The organism is Carnobacterium iners, from assembly GCF_900177385.1.
GTDB lineage: Bacteria > Bacillota > Bacilli > Lactobacillales > Carnobacteriaceae > Carnobacterium_A > Carnobacterium_A iners.
The window spans coordinates 1,120,108-1,138,450 of the sequence record NZ_FXBJ01000002.1; the positions used below are offsets into that span (position 1 = coordinate 1,120,108).

Annotated in this window: 19 protein-coding genes; 12 read left to right on the forward strand and 7 right to left on the reverse strand. The window is 33.8% G+C overall.

Features of this window, described 5'->3' with window-relative positions; translation table 11 throughout:
- Positions 1–193 precede the first annotated feature (193 nt).
- Together B9Y54_RS05455 and B9Y54_RS05460 are read left to right on the forward strand one after the other, a co-directional pair.
- Positions 194–685 (forward strand): LURP-one-related/scramblase family protein, encoded by a 492-nt coding sequence (locus B9Y54_RS05455; RefSeq protein WP_085559324.1) that lies wholly within the window; start codon positions 194–196, stop codon positions 683–685.
- Positions 686–1,227: 542 nt separating this feature from the next.
- Positions 1,228–2,868, forward strand: a complete 1,641-nt coding sequence (locus tag B9Y54_RS05460; RefSeq protein ID WP_085559325.1) for a peptide ABC transporter substrate-binding protein — start codon at positions 1,228–1,230, stop codon at positions 2,866–2,868.
- 151 nt (positions 2,869–3,019) lie between these two features.
- Here the strand turns inward: B9Y54_RS05460 and B9Y54_RS13185 are convergent, their stop codons facing one another.
- The gene (locus tag B9Y54_RS13185) at positions 3,020–3,445 is read right to left on the reverse strand and encodes a transposase (protein WP_085559326.1); all 426 of its coding nucleotides are present in this window, start codon (positions 3,443–3,445) and stop codon (positions 3,020–3,022) included.
- Positions 3,446–3,646: 201 nt separating this feature from the next.
- On the opposite strand from B9Y54_RS13185, the gene B9Y54_RS05470 reads away from it, so the two are divergent.
- The gene (locus B9Y54_RS05470) at positions 3,647–4,297 is read left to right on the forward strand and encodes an HAD family hydrolase (RefSeq protein WP_159446061.1); all 651 of its coding nucleotides are present in this window, start codon (positions 3,647–3,649) and stop codon (positions 4,295–4,297) included.
- A gap of 66 nt (positions 4,298–4,363) precedes the next feature.
- Here the strand turns inward: B9Y54_RS05470 and B9Y54_RS05475 are convergent, their stop codons facing one another.
- The 5 genes from B9Y54_RS05475 to lacF all read right to left on the reverse strand — a co-directional run bounded on the left by B9Y54_RS05475 (position 4,364) and on the right by lacF (position 10,051).
- The gene (locus B9Y54_RS05475; protein WP_085559328.1) at positions 4,364–5,683 is read right to left on the reverse strand and encodes a DUF438 domain-containing protein; all 1,320 of its coding nucleotides are present in this window, start codon (positions 5,681–5,683) and stop codon (positions 4,364–4,366) included.
- Positions 5,684–5,687: 4 nt separating this feature from the next.
- On the reverse strand, positions 5,688–5,912 hold the full coding sequence (locus B9Y54_RS05480) for a DUF1858 domain-containing protein (RefSeq protein WP_085559329.1): 225 nt from the start codon (positions 5,910–5,912) through the stop codon (positions 5,688–5,690).
- Positions 5,913–6,623: 711 nt separating this feature from the next.
- Positions 6,624–8,027, reverse strand: a complete 1,404-nt coding sequence (gene lacG, locus B9Y54_RS05485; RefSeq protein WP_085559330.1) for a 6-phospho-beta-galactosidase — start codon at positions 8,025–8,027, stop codon at positions 6,624–6,626.
- Between the two features lie 29 nt (positions 8,028–8,056).
- Positions 8,057–9,733 (reverse strand): lactose-specific PTS transporter subunit EIIC, encoded by a 1,677-nt coding sequence (locus tag B9Y54_RS05490; RefSeq protein WP_085559331.1) that lies wholly within the window; start codon positions 9,731–9,733, stop codon positions 8,057–8,059.
- Between the two features lie 6 nt (positions 9,734–9,739).
- On the reverse strand, positions 9,740–10,051 hold the full coding sequence (gene lacF / locus B9Y54_RS05495) for a lactose-specific PTS transporter subunit IIA (protein ID WP_085559332.1): 312 nt from the start codon (positions 10,049–10,051) through the stop codon (positions 9,740–9,742).
- A gap of 454 nt (positions 10,052–10,505) precedes the next feature.
- Between lacF and B9Y54_RS05500 the strand changes: the two genes are divergently transcribed.
- The 6 genes from B9Y54_RS05500 (at position 10,506) to B9Y54_RS05525 (ending at position 15,015) form a co-directional block, all read left to right on the forward strand.
- Positions 10,506–11,270 carry a DeoR/GlpR family DNA-binding transcription regulator gene (locus B9Y54_RS05500; RefSeq protein ID WP_085559333.1) on the forward strand — a complete coding sequence of 255 codons (765 nt, stop codon included), beginning with the start codon at positions 10,506–10,508 and terminating at the stop codon, positions 11,268–11,270.
- 40 nt (positions 11,271–11,310) lie between these two features.
- Complete coding sequence (lacA, locus tag B9Y54_RS05505; protein WP_085559334.1) at positions 11,311–11,739, forward strand: galactose-6-phosphate isomerase subunit LacA; 429 nt, start codon at positions 11,311–11,313, stop codon at positions 11,737–11,739.
- 38 nt (positions 11,740–11,777) lie between these two features.
- Positions 11,778–12,293 carry a galactose-6-phosphate isomerase subunit LacB gene (gene lacB / locus B9Y54_RS05510; protein ID WP_085559335.1) on the forward strand — a complete coding sequence of 172 codons (516 nt, stop codon included), beginning with the start codon at positions 11,778–11,780 and terminating at the stop codon, positions 12,291–12,293.
- Between the two features lie 18 nt (positions 12,294–12,311).
- The gene (lacC, locus tag B9Y54_RS05515; protein WP_085559336.1) at positions 12,312–13,259 is read left to right on the forward strand and encodes a tagatose-6-phosphate kinase; all 948 of its coding nucleotides are present in this window, start codon (positions 12,312–12,314) and stop codon (positions 13,257–13,259) included.
- 8 nt (positions 13,260–13,267) lie between these two features.
- Entirely contained in the window at positions 13,268–14,257 is a 990-nt protein-coding gene (gene lacD, locus B9Y54_RS05520; protein WP_085559337.1) for a tagatose-bisphosphate aldolase, read from the forward strand.
- An 83-nt stretch (positions 14,258–14,340) separates the two neighbouring features.
- Positions 14,341–15,015, forward strand: coding sequence for a DUF4867 family protein (locus B9Y54_RS05525; protein WP_090004976.1), 675 nt, complete (start codon positions 14,341–14,343; stop codon positions 15,013–15,015).
- 59 nt (positions 15,016–15,074) lie between these two features.
- On the opposite strand, the gene B9Y54_RS05530 is transcribed toward B9Y54_RS05525, so the two are convergent.
- Positions 15,075–15,965, reverse strand: coding sequence for an aldose 1-epimerase family protein (locus B9Y54_RS05530; protein ID WP_085559339.1), 891 nt, complete (start codon positions 15,963–15,965; stop codon positions 15,075–15,077).
- Between the two features lie 401 nt (positions 15,966–16,366).
- Here B9Y54_RS05530 and B9Y54_RS05535 point away from each other — a divergent pair, with 401 nt between their 5' ends.
- The 3 genes from B9Y54_RS05535 to B9Y54_RS05545 are packed head-to-tail and all read left to right on the forward strand — an operon-like array spanning position 16,367 to position 18,325.
- Positions 16,367–17,008, forward strand: a complete 642-nt coding sequence (locus B9Y54_RS05535) for a hypothetical protein (RefSeq protein WP_085559340.1) — start codon at positions 16,367–16,369, stop codon at positions 17,006–17,008.
- A complete protein-coding gene (locus B9Y54_RS05540) occupies positions 16,951–17,730 on the forward strand; it encodes a cytochrome c biogenesis CcdA family protein (RefSeq protein ID WP_085559341.1) in 780 nt (259 codons plus the stop codon). Before B9Y54_RS05535 ends, B9Y54_RS05540 begins: the two co-directional genes overlap by 58 nt.
- A gap of 16 nt (positions 17,731–17,746) precedes the next feature.
- Positions 17,747–18,325, forward strand: coding sequence for a TlpA family protein disulfide reductase (locus tag B9Y54_RS05545; RefSeq protein ID WP_085559342.1), 579 nt, complete (start codon positions 17,747–17,749; stop codon positions 18,323–18,325).
- Positions 18,326–18,343: the final 18 nt, after the last annotated feature.

An 18,343-nucleotide genomic window follows, 5' to 3' on the forward strand; every position in this document is an offset into this window, starting at 1 on the left:
ATTGAATGAAAAAGAAATAGTGTCATTGGTTGTAAAGATAATAAGCTTATTATTAAAGTAGGGTTCGTAAGATAGATAACTGTGTTGTTTCTTTTTGTAAGTAGCTAGTTATAGTGGGTTTCGAGCAAGAAAATAATTTTCAAGTAAAACAATCCTTATATTAAAAACTATTTTCATAAGAAGGGTGAGATAAATGAATTATTACATTAAACAGAAACTTTTTTCTTGGAAAGATAAATTTATGGTAAAAAATAGTCTAGGTCAAGATGTTTATTCAGTAGAAGGTGAACTTCTATCGTGGGGTAAAAAACTACATGTAAAAGATAAAAACGGAAAAGAAGTCTTGTATATTGAACAACAACTCTGGAAGTTTTTACCTACCTATTCATTATGCATTGACGGTAAAGAACAAGCAAAAATAAGTAAAGATTTTACTTTTTTCAAGCCATCCTATACGATTGAAGGGCCCTCTTGGCAAGTAGAAGGGTCTATTTGGGAACACAATTATCAGATAGTTAACAATCAAGGAATAGTTGCAGATATTTCTAAAGAATGGCTGACGTGGGGAGACTCTTATGCCTTAGATATCAAGGATGAATCGCATGCATTATTAGCTTTAGGTGCGATTATCGTGATTGATTGTGTAATGTCAAGTCAACAAAGTACCGCAAATAGTGGATTGTAGAAAGAATAATGCTTGAAAAAAGCTAGCTAAAAGAATAGTTATAACAAATTTCTACTAATCGTATTATCTTAAAAGCTGTTTTTTGAAAAATCAAATAAATTGACAAGGTGAAATCCGATTGTTAAGATTAATTTACTCATAATAAAGAGATTTTAAAATAAGCTAATAACCAAAAGGAGGAAGCCAAAAATGTGCTGTGAAACTAGGTTGTGTTTTCGATGTTATGCGAGTGACCCATGTGAACAGTTACAGTCTTTCAAAATGGCTTCTAGTATACTGCCTTAATTAGTTTAATCTATATAAATCGTTCTCTGTGTATTTTTTTGACTGATAGAGGGTGCATCGAATAGATTATAATGACTTAAGTGTCCTTAGTTTAACCATATTTAAAGAATGTTTTCTGTGTGCATGAGTTTTAATAACTCATGTATTTTTTTGGTTTTTAACTAATGATGGAAGTTAAAAAGATGGTAATTAAATCAATTTTAGTACTAACTAATTAAAATGCTAACTATTATACTAAAAAAAGAGGAGTAAAAAAGATGACTAAAAATAAAGAAACAAGCTTAGTTATACTAGCTGCACTAACTGTAGTTATAGGCGGCTGTGCAACGAATACGGATAAAGAGAAGACTAACAATAATAAAGAAGAAAATCAAATCCTTAATATAGCCGCGGATTCAGAAATGGATACAATGGATACGACGATTTCTACGACCAACTTTACCGCAATGAACAATGTCTTTGATGGATTGCTTTCCTATGATTTATCCGGTGAAATAGTACCAGCAGACGCAAAAAACATGCCGGAAATTTCAGAAGATGGATTAACCTACACCTTTAATATTCGTGAAGACGCTAATTGGTCAAATGGAACGCCAGTTACAGCGGCTGACTATCAATTTGCTTGGCAAAGAATGGTTGATCCTGCTAATGGCTCTGGATATGCTTATTTATTTTCAGGAATTATAAAAAATGCAGAAGCTATCTTAGCTAGTGAAAAGACGGTTGATGAATTAGGAATTGAAGCTGTAGGAGATAAAAGAGTCAAAGTAACATTAGAACAACCAGTACCTTACTTTATTAACCTGTTAACCATTCCGCCTTATTTTCCACAAAACGAAGCTTATGTGACTGAACAAAGTGAAAATTACGGCTTAAGTGCTGAGACAACCATTTACAATGGACCATTTGTCTTATCAGATTGGACTGCAGCTGAAGGAAATTCTTGGAAGTATGTTAAAAATGATGGTTATTGGGATAAAGATACCGTTAAACTTGATGAAGTCAATGCTCAAGTTGTAAAAGAGGTAGGAACAGGCATTAATCTATACGATTCAGGACAATTAGATATATTTTCTTTATCAGGAAACTTTGTTCCTCAATACAAAAATAACGAAGATTTTAAAACAAAAGATAAGGCCTGGATTTATTATTTGGAACTAAACCAAGAAATACCTGAATTAGCCAATAAGAATATAAGAAAAGCAATGATGACAGCTATTGATCGTAAAACTTTTACAGAGAATGTCTTACAAGATGGTTCTGAGCCTATGTATGGTCATGTTCCTAGGGGGCTGGCTAAAAATCCTGAAACAAATGTTGATTTTCGTGAAGAAGCAGGAGATATAGCTAGTTTTAACATTGAAGAAGCACAAAAAGCTTGGGAAGAAGGCTTAAGAGAGCTAGATAAAAAGGAAATAACGTTGGAGCTAACAACGTCTGATACCGAAGATAGCAAGAAATTAGCTGAATTTATTCAAAGTGAGTATCAAAAGAATTTGCCAGGTCTAACTATTGAGATTCGACAAATGCCTGATAATTCTAGATTAGATAACGTTAAAAAAGGCGATTACCAAATGGCTACAACTTATTGGTCAGCTGATCTCGCAGATCCAATTAATTTTGTCGAACGTTTTGGTACAGAAATCAATCGTGGAAACTATTCGTTTGAGGATGTAGATCAATTGATTGAAAAAAGTAATCAGCAGTATAATGATTTATCAGCGAGATGGGAATCAATGATTCAAGCGGAGAAAGTTGCTCTAGGAGAGCATTATGTAGACATACCTATTTATCAAACAGCTGAACCTTATCTTGAACAACCTTATGTAAAAGATATTTATCTGCCCGTATTTGGTAGCACGAGTTATAAATATGCATATATAGATAAAGCTCAATAAGAATTATTTTTCGTTAGAGATTATTTGTGGATAATATTTACTGAAACAACCCTTTATTATTTTAAATAAAGGGTTGTTTTAGTAGAATCCTGTTTGTCTAATAAAAATAAAAAGAGATTGAACTAACGTTGTCTTTTATCAAGGGCATAACCTATCTACTTCTTGTTTTAACTAGGAGATGATTCCGTCTTTTGTGTTCACTATCGTAGGTTTTTAACGGACTGTACACATTGTTTAGAACGACTCCCTTTGAAATCTCACCCAGTGTACCCACAATAAAATTAGCCCATGGTAGGGTGATGAAACTTTCCATAACTTTCTTTATAGGAGGACATTTTTTAACCTGTTTTTGCGCAGATGTTTCCTTAATGGACTTCACGACGGAACGAAAGGATTTATGTGACGGGAAAGAAGCTACCACATGGACGTGATTCTCTAAAATAGTATAGTTAATAATGTTAATCTCTGATTGTAAGGAGACGATGATAGAAGTAAAAATAATACTGTGTACATGGTACCTTATTTTATTGATGGAGCAGTAAACTCTTTTCCATTTAGTCTTTTTTAGCAGTATAATAGCTAGTTAAGCATTTTTTAATAGGATTAATTTTTCAAATAGATACTTTGGTTATCCACTATATTGTATTTTCTAGAAGTTAATCAGACAATAATTATCAACGGTATTCGCTTCACTGGGAAAGTTTGTTACAATGAAGAGAATAATAGAACATACAACTATTAGACGATGAATGTGACAACAACTGAGGAGGAAATACAGATGATTAAAGCCGTTATTTTTGATATGGATGGTGTAATTGTTGATACAGAACCCATTTATTATGAAAGGTTACATGAATTTTTTAAAGTTAATGAGGTCCATCCTGACCTTGAAGAGTTAGATAAGATTGCTGGAGCTAGCTCAACAGATACATGGGACACGATTCAACGTATCTGGGGTAAAACGTTAAACAAGCATGAGTATGATCAAGCCTACGAGGAATATTTCAAAGATCGACCAGTTAACAATAATGACATACTGGATCCTAATTTAAAAACTTTATTAGACTGGCTTGTAGAAAATCAATATAAGATTGCTTTAGCTTCATCTTCTTCAATGGCAGAAATTCAAAAAGTATTAGAAGAGTGTAACCTGTCACATTATTTCGAGTCTATTTTAAGTGGGGATATGTTCAGACAATCTAAACCTAACCCTGAGATTTATTTAAAATCTGCAGTCCAATTAGATGTGGAACCGGCAGAATGTCTGGTTATTGAAGATTCTACTCATGGCATTACAGCTGCAAAAGCTGCAGGTATGTATGTTTTAGCTAAGAGAGATGAAAGGTTTAATTTTAATCAGAATTTATCTGATAAAATTATTGATCGCTTAACCGATGCAATAACAGAATTAAAAGAGTTGAAAAAATGAATGGAAAAAGAGCAAAGAAAACTACATGTAGTTTTCTTTGCTCTTTTTCTTAAGGAGTAAGCTCTGTTAAAAATTATCATCTAATAAGCGACATTCTCCATTTATTTTTTGAATCTTTGTGATATCTTGAGTGACTTCTAAACAGCCGAGATAATCCTTTGTTTCCTTATCACGGATAGCAAAATAGCGAATGTAAATGACTCGATTAGCCATATTAATCCAAAACTCAGCTTCTTCTCGTTCACCTGATCTAAAGCCATCAAGAATTTTTTGTACCATGTGCATACTTTTTGGAGGGTGACAATTAATAACTTCACGGCCGATGATGGAGTTTGTACGCGGAAAGGCCCGATCTTTTCCTTCTGAATAAAAACGGACACGGTCGTCTTTGTCAACGAATGTTAGGTCTACAGGTAAGACACCAAAAATCCCAGATAACTCTTTTAGCTTCAGAACACCTGTTGGCAAGACAATTTCACCTTCACTTAAAGCGCCATCTTGCCAATCGTATTGTTCTGATTGGTCAATGGGTGGATCTTCCGCAATGGCGTCAGTCATAGCTGCTGCTTTCTTTGCTGCTGCTTTTTTTCCCTCTTCTTGTTCGCTTTCGACAGCTAAGGCCTCAATACTTGGTTTCCAGGGTAATGGGTTAGCTATATAGGAAAAGCCAATATCAAAGCTATCTTCAGCTATCTTTTGCCAGTCTTTCAAGCGAAATACATCTAAGACCATTGGAACCATAATTTCTTCTTCTTTAAAAATCATTTCTTCAACTTCATCGATGATATGATCAATCTTGTCTCGTAAGGGATTAATAGCAGCTTTCTCATCATCAATGTAGTTTATCACATCTTTGATAGCTGCACGTATGGCATCATCCACACCCCACATTACTTTGGGTGGAGCGCTAATACCATAACGTTCCATGTAAGAGAAAATAAGAGTCTCTTTTCGAGCATAATGTTTGTTAATTTGAGATAAATCTTTTAAAGCATTTTTCAATCGTTCCTTTTGGGAGTCATTTCCCTTAGCAACTTGCTCAAAGGTCCAGCGTATTTCGTCTTCAAGAAGAGACTGAATAACTTTGTTTTCTAATTTCAAGGTATGGACAGGATGTCCTGGTTGTTCATGTTCGTAGTTTGATTGATGGATATCACGAATAGAACCTTTAAAAACAGCGGCATGAACATTACAAAGATGCTGAATTTCAGAAGGGTCTAATCCGCTAGCAATCAGTTCTCGTTCAGCAGAAGTGATTTCACTAACATCTACACCATCAAATGATTCATCAAATAGTTTTTTAGCTTCTTCAAATGCTCCTCCTTCATGAAGTAAGGTTAAAATTTCAACAATTTTTTTCTGGCGATAAACAGTTGTATTTTCCAAAGAATCACTCCTTAATGATAAAGCCCATTTTATTTAGCTGGATAACAATTGTTTTTAATTCTACTTTTTTCATTTTTGCCCCTTTAGGTATAGTCATGTATCTTCCCATAGTGTTCAATACAGCAGGGTTTTTAATATCTTTTAATCCCATATCATATAAAACTTGTCCAATCTCAGGATAAGTAGTAACAAGATCGTAAACAGATGTATTCAAATCAATTTCTTTCATTTAAATCCCTCGTCTCGTAGAGTAAGTATCTTTGTCTTGTTCATTGTATCACAAAAAGACAATGATTTAAGTAGCTAATTACAGCTCATCTTTGAAGGAAGAGAGGAGTTGTATTTTAGATTTAGTTACAAGAAATGACTAGTATTGCATGAGACATTATATGTTTCATAAATTTATTTATTATTCCAATATACAAAAAAGTCCTTTATACTGAACTCAGTTGGCTCATCCAAGACCAATAAAAAGGACCTAATATATGGATAAGTATAAAACAAATTCTGTTTTTAATAAATGGTTTTATTTCATTAATAGATCCAGAGGTTCTTTTAGCCATTTTTGGTCAGCAGGTCAGTCAGGCTAAAAATAAAAGGCCCGTAACGAAATGAAATAGTCTCTACCTAATTGAATCTTCGACGTTTTTACTTAACCAAAATCTTTACCAATGGGCTGATTTTCGTAAAACAAAATTAGGAGTTAAGCTTCATTTAAAACTCTGCTTTATGGATAATGAGCTTTTTTACCCAGATGAGTTCACGTTGACTAACGCCGTCGATCACGATACAAGTCAGATAGAAAACAATGAATAACTTGGTTTAATTTAGAAAAAATTGATAGTTAAAGAAAGTAAAAAAATGTTTCAAAGCTAGTATTTATCAGCTTTGAAACATTTTATAGAAACTAGTAAAACAACTATTATCAATAATTAATAACTTATTTAATCTCTCTAGTTTCAGCCAATTCTTTGAACCAATAAGCACTCTTCTTTGGATATCGTTCTTGTGTATCGAAATTAATATAGAACAAACCATAACGTTTATTGTATCCGTTAGACCAAGAGAACACATCCATTAATGACCATAAGAAGTATCCTTTTACATTAACACCATCTTCGATAGCTCTTGCTACGGATTCCATATGTGATTTAATGTAGTCGATTCTTGGTTGGTCATCTATGACCCCATCATTAAAGTCATCTTTATAGCCCATACCGTTTTCTGTTATATAGATTTTCTTATAATTAGGGTAGTCATTTTTAATGCGAATCATCATATCATAAAGACCTTCTGGATAAATAAGCCAATCCCAGTCTGTACGTGGAATTTCCATATCAAACATTTTCTCACCAATACCTTTTAATCTAAAGACAGAAGTACCCTTCTCACCAGTCCCATTATGATGAATATCATTTTCACCATCGTAGGCCCTAATAAAACTACTTTGGTAAGAGTTAATTCCTAAAAAATCATTATCTTTACATGCTTTAGCAAATAGTTCAAGATCACTATCTTGGATATCGACTGCTCCATTATTTGCGGCAAGAATTTGATTAACACATTTCATAGTATCTTCAGAATAATAACCTTTAAAGGTTGCATCTAGTAAGAATTTATTAGCTAATACATCATCTAGGTGAGCAGCTTTTTTATCTTCTTCAGAGTCTGTATAAGGATAACGAGTTTCTAGAGAATGAACGATACCAATTTCTCCGGGATTATTAAGACTCTTAAATACAATCAAAGCTTTAGCATGTGCAACCATCATATTGTGCATAGATTGGAATACTTTCCCAAAGTCAAATCGAATACCAGGAGGGAAAGTACCAGTCAAGTACTGACCAATTGAGACTGGATAAATTTCATTAAAAGTAATCCAATAGTAAACTTCGTTTTTAAATTCTTTAAAGCAGAATTCAGCATAGTTGACAAAATGTTCAATATTTTGTTTATTTAGGAAATCACCATCTTTATGCAAAACTTCAGGGGTATCAAAATGATGAAGTGTTATAAATGGTTCTACATTTCTCTTATGACATTCTTTAAATAAGTTGTGGTAAAATTCAATACCTTCAGGATTTGGAGTGCCATAACCTTCGGGGAAGATTCGTGACCACGCGATAGAGATACGTATTCCATTCACTCCAAATTTTTCGCTTAATTCTAAATCGACAGGATATTGATGATAAAAATCACTTGCTGGATCAGGGCTAAATCTTCCTTCTTCTTCCAAAAAGGTATCCCAAGCAACCCGTCCTTTATTGCCTTCCTTAGTAGCGCCCTCTGCTTGATATGCTGCAGTCGCCCCACCAAAAATAAAATCTTCAGGTAATTTCAACATTTTATTGCCTCCTTATAATTTAAAAATTTTTATTCTTTAATCTTTAGAACGTCAAGAACGTATTTTAGTGCTTTTTCAGGATCCCTAGTCAGTGAAATGTATTCGGCTCCTTCAGTTTTTACTAGTTTGATGCCTAAACGATCTGTGTCTTTTTTTATGTCTTCATAATTTGAAGCAACCTGAGGAGCTAGTACAATAAGATCATACTCTTTCATAATATCATAATGGGCACCATAAGATCCTGCAGCTGTATAAAGAGGTAAGTTTCTTTCTTTTGCTCCTTTTGCTAAGGCATTAGCTAGCAAGCCACTAGTTCCACCACCGGCACAAAGGACTAATACGTTTTTTTCTTCAAAGTTGCTGTCAGAAATAGTTGCTACTAAAGGTTCATTTAATTCAATACTATCAACAACAACAACTGCATTGTCTTCTTCTTCGTAGGCTAGCTCTTTTTCTACCATTTGTTTGTCATATACTTTAAAGAATGGGTAGTAAATAAGAACATCCATTGCGGGTAGAAGAATTGCTAATATGAAAGCAAGTGGAGCAAAGCCAGTTCCTAGTATCATTCCGATAGGGGCTGGAGTTGTCCAGGGTAAAGTGTATAAGAAACTATCCATATTGAAAAGGTCTACGAATATTTTGAAAACCCATACGTTAGCTATTGGAGCTGCTATGAAAGGAATAAAGAAAACTGGGTTTAGAACTAAAGGAGCTCCAAATAAAATCGGTTCGTTTACTCCAAACAAAGTTGGGATGAATGAAGCTTTACCGATTGCTCTATTTTGTTTAGCTTTTGCCATAAACATAAACATAAGGGGGACAACTAAAGTTGCTCCAGTTCCACCAAGAGTAGCTATGAAATATTGTGTACTAGTAGTTAGAACGTTATTAGCATGTTCTCCAGCTTGCATTAAGCGTAGATTAGAATCAATATTTGCGTATAATATTGCTGCTACAGCTGGTTCTACGATAGACGGTCCGTGAATTCCTATAAACCAGAAGAACGAAATTGCACCGTAGATAAGAGCTAGCCCCATATAACCATCTGCTGCTGTAAATAAAGGCTGGAATAGTTCAATTACTCCTTGAGCAAAGTTGGCTCCAGTAACATAGCGAACGATAAAATCAATTATCCAAAATGATAATATGGATACTGAAAATGGTATTAGGTCGGTAAATGTTTGAGCAATGTTAGGAGGAACTTCACTAGGCATTTTTACTGTAATGTTGCGTTTAATACATTGATTATAAACATTTACAACAATAAAAGCTGAAATAAATGCTGAAAGTAAGCCTGTTGTTCCCATATAATTGCTTGCAAATCCACCATCGATAGGATCAGAAGATAATAGTAAGAATCCTACGATAGCTGCTAACATAGTAGATATATTATTTATTTGTTTAGTTTTTGGCAAATCCCTATTAAACGAATCAGCTAAAGATTTTGCAGTTGTTCCAGCTACTAATAATCCAAGTAAGCCCATTGAATAATTGTATGGTTTCACTAATAATGCTTCAACTGATGTGCTCCAATAAAAACCAAAAATGTTTGGTACGTACGCAATTAGCAAGAAGAGACTTGAAAATAAAACGACTGGCATTGCAGCGATAAAACCATCTCTAACAGCTCTTAAGTATTTATTTCTTGAAACTTTTTCAAAAAATGGTTTCATCTTTTCTATTTGGGCAACTAATCTATTCATTAATCATCAACCTCTCTTATATAATTCTACTAAATGTCCAATAACGTCTTTCAAAAGCAATGCTGTCATTAAATGATCTTGTCCATGAACCATAATAAAACCAACTTCTACGTTATCACCGCTTGCTTCGTTAGCTAACATTTGAGTTTGAGCTTTATGTGCTTCCGCCAAACTTTTACCTGATTCTTCTATTAAAGTTTCTGCTTTTGAAAATTCGCCAGTTTTTGCTAATTTGAGTGCATCTAACAATTTAGATCTAGCTTCTCCTGCATATGCTACAATTTCAAAACCTATCATATTTGCTTCTTCTCTATTCAAAATAAATCCTCCTTAAAATTCAAGCGCTAAAGGCTTGTTTGTTTTTTGTTTTTTAAGCGTTATCATTTTATTTCTACTTAGATAAAATGATTTGATATATCTAATGATTAGTAGAAAAGAACACCCTCCCCTGTTTGTATGTGATTGTTAATGTTTGTTTCTGTTCTATAATTAGTATTGTATATGTATTCAAAACAAAAGTCAACGCTTTCTTTTGTTTCTTTGTAAAGAAATTAGAAAGAAATATCTATAGAAGAGTTTATTTATAATTCTGTAAATAGGGAACTATTTTATTTAAACGCTTATAATACAAGGTTTTTTTGGGAAATCAACAAGTGCTAACAAATAGAATGTTGACATTTGTTTAAAAAAGTGTTAATTTATGTTTATATTAAAGAAACAAACAATAATTAATAATTATAACATATAAGTAAAATTTGTCTGAAAGGAGAAAATTATGAAAAGGGATCGATTGTTGACAATTTTGTCAGAAGTAAATAAAAGCGGCACCGTAAAAACAGCCGATTTGATAAAAAAACTAAATGTATCTGATATGACCGTTCGAAGAGATTTAGATGAGCTAGCTGAAAGTGGGAAAATTGTTCGTTTACATGGTGGTGCTCAAAGTGTCAAGAGTAGTATTATCTATGAAGCTTCTCATATTGAAAAGCGTGAACTAAATATAGAAGAAAAACGAGAAATTGCTCAAGTTGCAGCTTCTGAAATCAAAAATGGCGAAACAATCTTTATTGGTCCTGGGACAACGTTAGAACTTTTAGCGAGTTTCGTTCAAGTAGATTACTTGAGAGTTGTAACGAATAGTCTTCCTGTTTTTGAAAATTTTCAAAAAGAACGACCGCAAATCGATCTCGTTTTAACAGGCGGAACTTTCCGACAACGTTCGGGAGCATTTGTTGGAGAACTAACAAATGGGACAATCGAGAAGTTGAAATTCAACCGAGCGTTTGTCGGAGTTAACGGCATAAGAAATGAAAGCATTATGACGGCAGACACTGAAGAAGGACAAACGCAAAAGAAAGCTTTAAATAATGCACAAACAAAATACATTCTAACAGATTATCATAAATTAAATAAAGATGATTTTTACCAATTTTATAATCTTTACGATATTGACTACCTTATTACAAATCAACAACTACCCAGTGAGACTTTAGCCCACTATCAACAATATACTGAAGTAAAATTAACAAAGAAATAAAGAAAGCTAAAAATACAAACAAACCAAAGGAGATTATAAAATGAAAATAGCATTAGGTTCAGATAAAAAAGGCTTTGAATTAAAAGAAACGATTAAACACTATCTTCAAGAACAAAATTATACCGTTGTGGATACAACAAAAGAACCAGCTGAAGATTTCATTGAGTCTTCAAAATTAGTTTCTAGTGCCGTATTGGAAGGTAAAGCAGATCGTGGCATTATGTTTGATGAATTTGGAGCTGGTTCATTTATGGCTAGTAACAAGATTAAAGGTATGATTACAGCCAACGTAACAGAAGAACGGACAGCACATATGACAACTGAACATAATGGAGCAAAAGCAATTGCTCTTGGGGCTGGAGTTGTTGGGGTAGCATTAGCAAAAAGTATTGTCGATTCTTATTTAGGAATTGAATATGCTGGTGGACGTCACCAAGTTCGTGTAGACATGCTTGAAAAAATGATTTAAAAAAATCTAATGAAAACCAATGAGGAGGAACAATTAAAATGATTATTGCAATAGGAAACGATCATATCGTAACAGACGTAAAAATAACTATTTCTAACTTTCTAAAAGAGCAAGGACACGAGGTAATTGATGTAGGAGCTTATGATACGAGCCGGACACACTATCCGATTTTTGGTAAAAAAGTTGGCGAACTCGTTAGCAACAAAACAGCGGATAGAGGGATTGTTTTATGTGGGACAGGTGTCGGTATCACAGTAGCTGCGAATAAAAACGATGGTGTCCGTGCTGCACTAGTTAGCAATGCTACAATCACTAAATACGTAACAGAAGAATTGCATGCAAATGTCATTGGCTTCGGTGGAACAACGGTTGGTAAATTCTTAGCTGAAGATATCGTTGCGACATTCTTGAATACTGAGTACAAAGAGACAGCTGAAAACAAAAAGCTGATTGAAAAAATTGACAATCTTGCACCAAAAAATGAAGAACAACACAGCCCTGATTTTTTTAAAAAAGAGTTAGACTTATGGGATGAAGGCTATTACCACGACTAATCAAAAGGAGCTGTGATTATGACTAAGTCAATTTTAGCTGTTACGATGAATCCATCTGTAGATATTTCATATCCTTTAGAAACACTTCAGTTGAACAGTGTCAATAGAGTGACAGAAGTAACCAAGACGGCTGGTGGAAAAGGGTTAAACGTTGCACGAGTGCTGCATCAACTTCATTCTCCAGTTATTGCCTCTGGTATTTTAGGAGGAACAATTGGTCAATTTATCGAAAAGAAATTAGATGAAACTAAGATTAAACACAACTTTATGCCGATTAATCAAGAATCACGTAATTGCATTGCTATTTTGCATGACGATATGCAACAAACAGAAATACTGGAAACGGGTCCTCTATTGGATGAACAAGATGAAGCTAATTTTTTAATTCATTTTGAAAATAGCTTAGATAATATATCTGTTGTGACGATATCTGGTAGCCTACCTAAAGGATTAAGCACAGAGTTATATACAAAAATGATTGAAATTGCCTCAATCAGAGAAATTCCTGTTGTGTTAGATAGCTCTGGTAAACCCTTGAAAGTTAGTTTATCTGGTAGACATAAGCCATTTTTAATCAAGCCAAATCAAGAAGAAATTGCTCAACTGATAGAAAAACCAATCCATGATTTAGTTGAATTACAAGAAGTTCTAACAATAAACTCTTTATTTAAAGGTGTGGAGTGGATTGTCATTTCCCTTGGGGCAGATGGTGCTCTTGTAAAGCATAATGAAGAATTTTTCCGATTAACCATTCCTAAAATAGACGTGGTTAATCCTGTTGGTTCAGGAGATTCAACAGTAGCTGGATTAGCGAGTGCTATTGCAGCTGGCACTGACGACGTTGAAGTGATGAAAACAGGTATGACAACAGGCATGTTAAATACCATGGAAAAACAAACTGGTTTTATTAACAATGAGTTATTTAATGAGTATTATCAAAAAATTTCGCTAAAAAAATTAAACTAAAAGGATGGATGAGACAAATGACGCCAAATAAATTAGCAGCTCTTAAATCATTATCAAATGAAAGAGGCGTAATCGCAGCATTAGCAATCGATCAACGCGGTTCACTTAAAAAAATGTTAGCTGCAGCAGCAAACAAACCCGCTAACGAAGAAGACATTGTTGAATTCAAAAAAGTCATTTCTTCAGAATTGACACCTTATTCTACTGCAATTTTGTTAGACCCAGAATACGGTTTACCTGCATCAAAATTACGTGCAGACGGAACAGGTCTATTGGTAGCCTATGAAAAAACAGGCTACGACGCTACTGAACCAGGTCGTCTACCAGATTTATTAGAAGAATGGTCTGTCTATCGCTTAAAAGAAGCTGGCGCAGATGCGATTAAATTCTTATTGTATTATGATATTGATGAAGATCAAAAAATCAATGACTATAAACACGTTTATATGGAAAGACTTGGATCAGAATGTGCTGCAGAAGATATCCCATTCTTCTTAGAGTTGGTTTCTTACGATGCAAAAAATGATGATGCTAAGAGTCCAGAATATGCTAAAGTAAAACCTCATAAAGTAAATGAAATGATGAAAGAATTCTCTAAACCTCAATATAAAGTAGACGTATTAAAAGTTGAAGTGCCTGTAAATATGGCTTATGTTGAAGGATTTAATGGAGACAACACACCTGTATACACTAAAGAAGAAGCAAAACAATACTTCGTTGAGCAAACTGAAGCAACTGAATTGCCGTTTATCTTTTTAAGTGCGGGTGTATCTGCTAAAATGTTCCAAGATACGTTAACATTTGCTCATGCAGCAGGATCTCAATTCAATGGTGTTTTATGTGGCCGCGCAACTTGGGCTAACGGAATCGAAGTCTTCGCTAAAGATGGCGAAAAAGCTGGTAAAGAGTGGATGAATACAGTCGGTAAGAAAAACATTGAAGAATTAAACGCTGTATTAGCAGAAACGGCTGTTTCATATTTTGATAAAATTAAATAAAAAAGACTAAACTTTAAGAGATGCCAAAACTGCTTTGGTCTTGGCATCTCTTAAAGATATTTTTTTGAAAAGGGATGGAAAAAGTGAAAAAAATAGACGCTATTCGTAAAGAAAATCAAACGTATACGATTTATGATGTAACTAGTCCAGAATTTAAAGCATACGGAGCTATTCTTGAAGGCTATGATATAGCAGGTATTAAAGAATACGCAGAAAAAGCGATTGATGTTCCTAAAGAAGGAAACAGTTATTCTCCATCTAATAGTGAATTAGAAACATTCAAAATCATTAAAGAAATAAAAGCAGATATTTATGCAGGGCTGCCAATAGAAGCTGGCGAGTGTGCGGGTAACAACACCTCATTTTCAGCATATGAGTACCATCAAGGTAGCGAAGTAAATATTGTTTTAACAGACGTTTTAATGGTATTAGGCAAAAGAGAACAAGCAGTAGATGGCGTTTTTAATGCGCAAAAAGACGCAAAAGTTTTTTATGTTCCAGCAGGTACTATAATCGAGATGTACGGCGCCACGCTTCACTACAGCCCTTGTATCGTAGATGAATCTGGATTCAAGGTGATTGTTATTTTAATTAAAGGATCAAACGAACCATTTGAAGGCGAATTCGAGACTAAAAATAAGGAAATTGTTAAAACAAACAAATTTCAATTGGTACATGAAACGAGAAAAGATAAAATAGCAGAAGGGGTCAAAATTGGCTTGGTTGGAGAATTAATCGTTCTTAAACCAGTTCATTAATAAGCTAGACAAAAAAACCAAGACAACTGTCTTGGTTTTTTTGTCTAAATAGGTAACTCTTATTTGAACGTCATTGAAAACGTCATTTTTTTAGTATCTGAAGTAGCTAAAATACAATTGCCTTTTTTGTCGTACAAATCGCCTATTTTACCAATTTGGTCAGGCAATCCGTAAAACGGTTCAATACATAAGAAAGGTGCTTTTTTATTTTCAACGGTCCATAGGGTTAAGTAAGGGAACTCACTTACTTCTAATGTAATACTATTCTTAGAAAGAGGACTAGATAAAGTAACACTCGCAACATTTTCGTCGATAATTAACAAGCCGTTGTCAAACGTTTGATAGTCTAATTCCAATACGTTCTCTTTTGTTAAAGCTAACTCTTTGTTGTTTCCTGTAATAAATGGAAAAGGTCCATCATCAATTTCTAAGACGTTAACAGAATTTTTTAAAGCTGGCTCAAAGGTCAACTGATAATCTGAAAAGACTCCGTCATTATTTAAAGGGATATTAAATCCGGGGTGAGCACCTAAAGAAAAAGGTAGTTTAATCGTTTCGCTGAGATTTTCAACGCTATAGTGAACAGCAAGATTTTTTTCTTCTAATAGATAGGTGATTTGTAACTTGAAATCAAAAGGATACATTTTTTTAGTCTGTTCATTTGCTGATAAAGAAAACAATGCTTGTTTGTCACTTTGACTGACAAGTTCAAAATCAAACTCTCTAGCGAAGCCGTGTTGACTCATTGTGTATTCTTTTTCTCCGATAGTATAAGCATCTTCATTTAGTTTACCGATAATAGGAAATAAAATAGGGGCCTGTCTTCCCCAGTACTGGCTGTTTCCGGTCCAAAGGTAGTCAAAGGCATCCACTTTATTATAAACCTTCGCAAGCTCTGCACCTTTTTCTTTAATAACAACAGTCAAATACTCATTTTCAATCGTAATCATTTAAACTCCTCCTTAGTTAATGTACCAAATAAATAGAATCTTGATTGACTAACCTATTACGATGGGTAAGCTCAGGCTAACTCGTCAAAGAGTTAACAGTATTTAGTGCTTTAGTGTGATTCATTTAAGTTTTTCTCTTGAATACGCTCACAATTATGTAATAAGGCTGAAAAAATTAAGATACTACTCAGTAAAACCTATCATTAAAAACAAACAAAGTCAAACAAAGAAAAACAAATGAAAACAAGAATAAGAACGATAAATAGTTGGATTAGCTGAGGAGTAGGGGTTAGCTAATGAGTGGATAATAAGCTAAAGAGCTTTACATTTAATACCCCTACACGTATAATAGTTTAATAGTATCTAAAAGAATTGAAAAAGAGTGTAAAGGAGTTTTAGATGTGTTGAACTTATTTTCTAATCCGGTTTTCATTCCTTTGCTTTTGATTAGTCTAGGAATTGGATTGTGGTGGCTATTGACCTCCTTAACGGTAAGTGAAAAGAAAGAGACGTTAAATCACTTTGTTGATAAAGTATTTTACTTTTTTTTTATTGCCTTTGTAGGGAACGGATTCTTTTATTTTTTTGAGATTATCGCTCTGCCTTATCGTGCATTAATCTTGTCAACGACAGCCGTATCTGTTAGCTTTCTTTTAGTGCTAGCTTATAGTTTTTATCGCTATTTAAAAAACGATAAAACAGAACAAAAAATACTAGGAGCTATTTTTCAATTGGTATCTTTAGTAGGAATCATTAACCATATGTATTATTACTTCTTATACAAAAGTCCTCTAATGATCGGATTGATTTTATTATTTTCCGGTTTACTCTTGTTATCTTCTGCTACACTCTTAAGAGGAGATAGTTGGATAATGGCAAGTGGCTTATTAGGTACTATTTTTCATCTTTTAATAACAAGAAGCCAATCGGTTTTGTATTTTGGCTTTGTTGTTACTCCCGAACTACTTGTTTTTATAGCAATTGAATGGATCATAGTCTTAGTCGTATTATTAAGGAGGCAAAAACAATCGAAACGGACGTAACATTATGGGTAGCTTTTGGTGCAGGAGTATTATCATTTTTATCTCCATGTGCACTTCCGCTATTGCCTTTATATATTTCCTATATCACAGGGAAAAATATTCAAGAAGTGAAAGAAAATAAATCATTTAAATTTAAAAAGAATGTCTTATTGCATTCTTTAGTATTCCTATCAGGAGTATCGGTTGTTTATATTAGTCTTGGTTTAGGAATGAGTTACTTAGGGGATGCTTTTAGTCAGTTGATGACTGGTTCAATTAGTCTACTATTGCAGCGATTTGCTGGTTTATTAATTATTTTTATGGGACTCCTAACTACTGGACTCCTTAAATTTCCGGCTTTGTTAGGAGATTACCGATTTTTAAAAGCCAATAAAACGGTTAGTTTTTCTTCTACATTTTTAGTAGGATTAGGCTTTGCTGCAGGTTGGACGCCTTGTATCGGACCAATCTTTTCTTCTATCTTATTATTAGGAACAGCAGTCGGTTCTCCTCCGTTACTTTATCTAATTATGTATGTAGTCGGTTTTTCATTACCCTTTTTATTGGTTTCTTTCTTTATAACTAAGTTAAAAAACATCTTGAAATACAGTGATTTAATTATGAAAATTGGTGGAGTTGTTTTAATTTTATTAGGTATTTTACTATTGACAGGTACCTTAGAAAGTATATCCGAATGGGTAGCCCGTTTATTAGAAGGAACAAAATTTGAATTATTAGGATAAATGAGGTGGACGAAAATTGAAAAAAATAATTTGGGCTATTTTAGGACTGGTACTTATTTTTGTTCTTGTCGATTTTGGCTATGACTTTGCTCAAGAGAGAAAAGATGAAAAACAAGCAGCTTCAGATGCTAGAATGCAACAAGAAGAAAGCCAATCAAAACAAGTCCTTGAAGAAGGCAATAACTCAGGGCAATTAGCTTACGAATTTGAAGCAGAAGATATGGCTGGGAGCATGGTAAAGCTATCAGATTATCGTGGAAAAAAGGTATTCTTAAACTTTTGGGCAAGTTGGTGTCCTCCTTGTAAAGTAGAGATGCCACATTTAAAAGAATTTTCTGAAACGCAAGAAGATGTGGTTGTATTAGGCGTGAATGTGACAACGTCAGAAACCGATCTTGCAAATGCTCAGCTATTTCTAGACGAATTTGATGTTGATTACCCAAATGTTTATGGCACGCAAAAAATGTTTAATTTATACCGCGTTCAATCCTTGCCAACATCTTATATTATTGATAGTCAAGGAGTTATTCAAGAGAGAATCGTAGGACCAGTAACAAAAGACGTCTTAACAACAAAATTTGATTTAGTTAAGTAAAGAACAGCAATTAGAGAG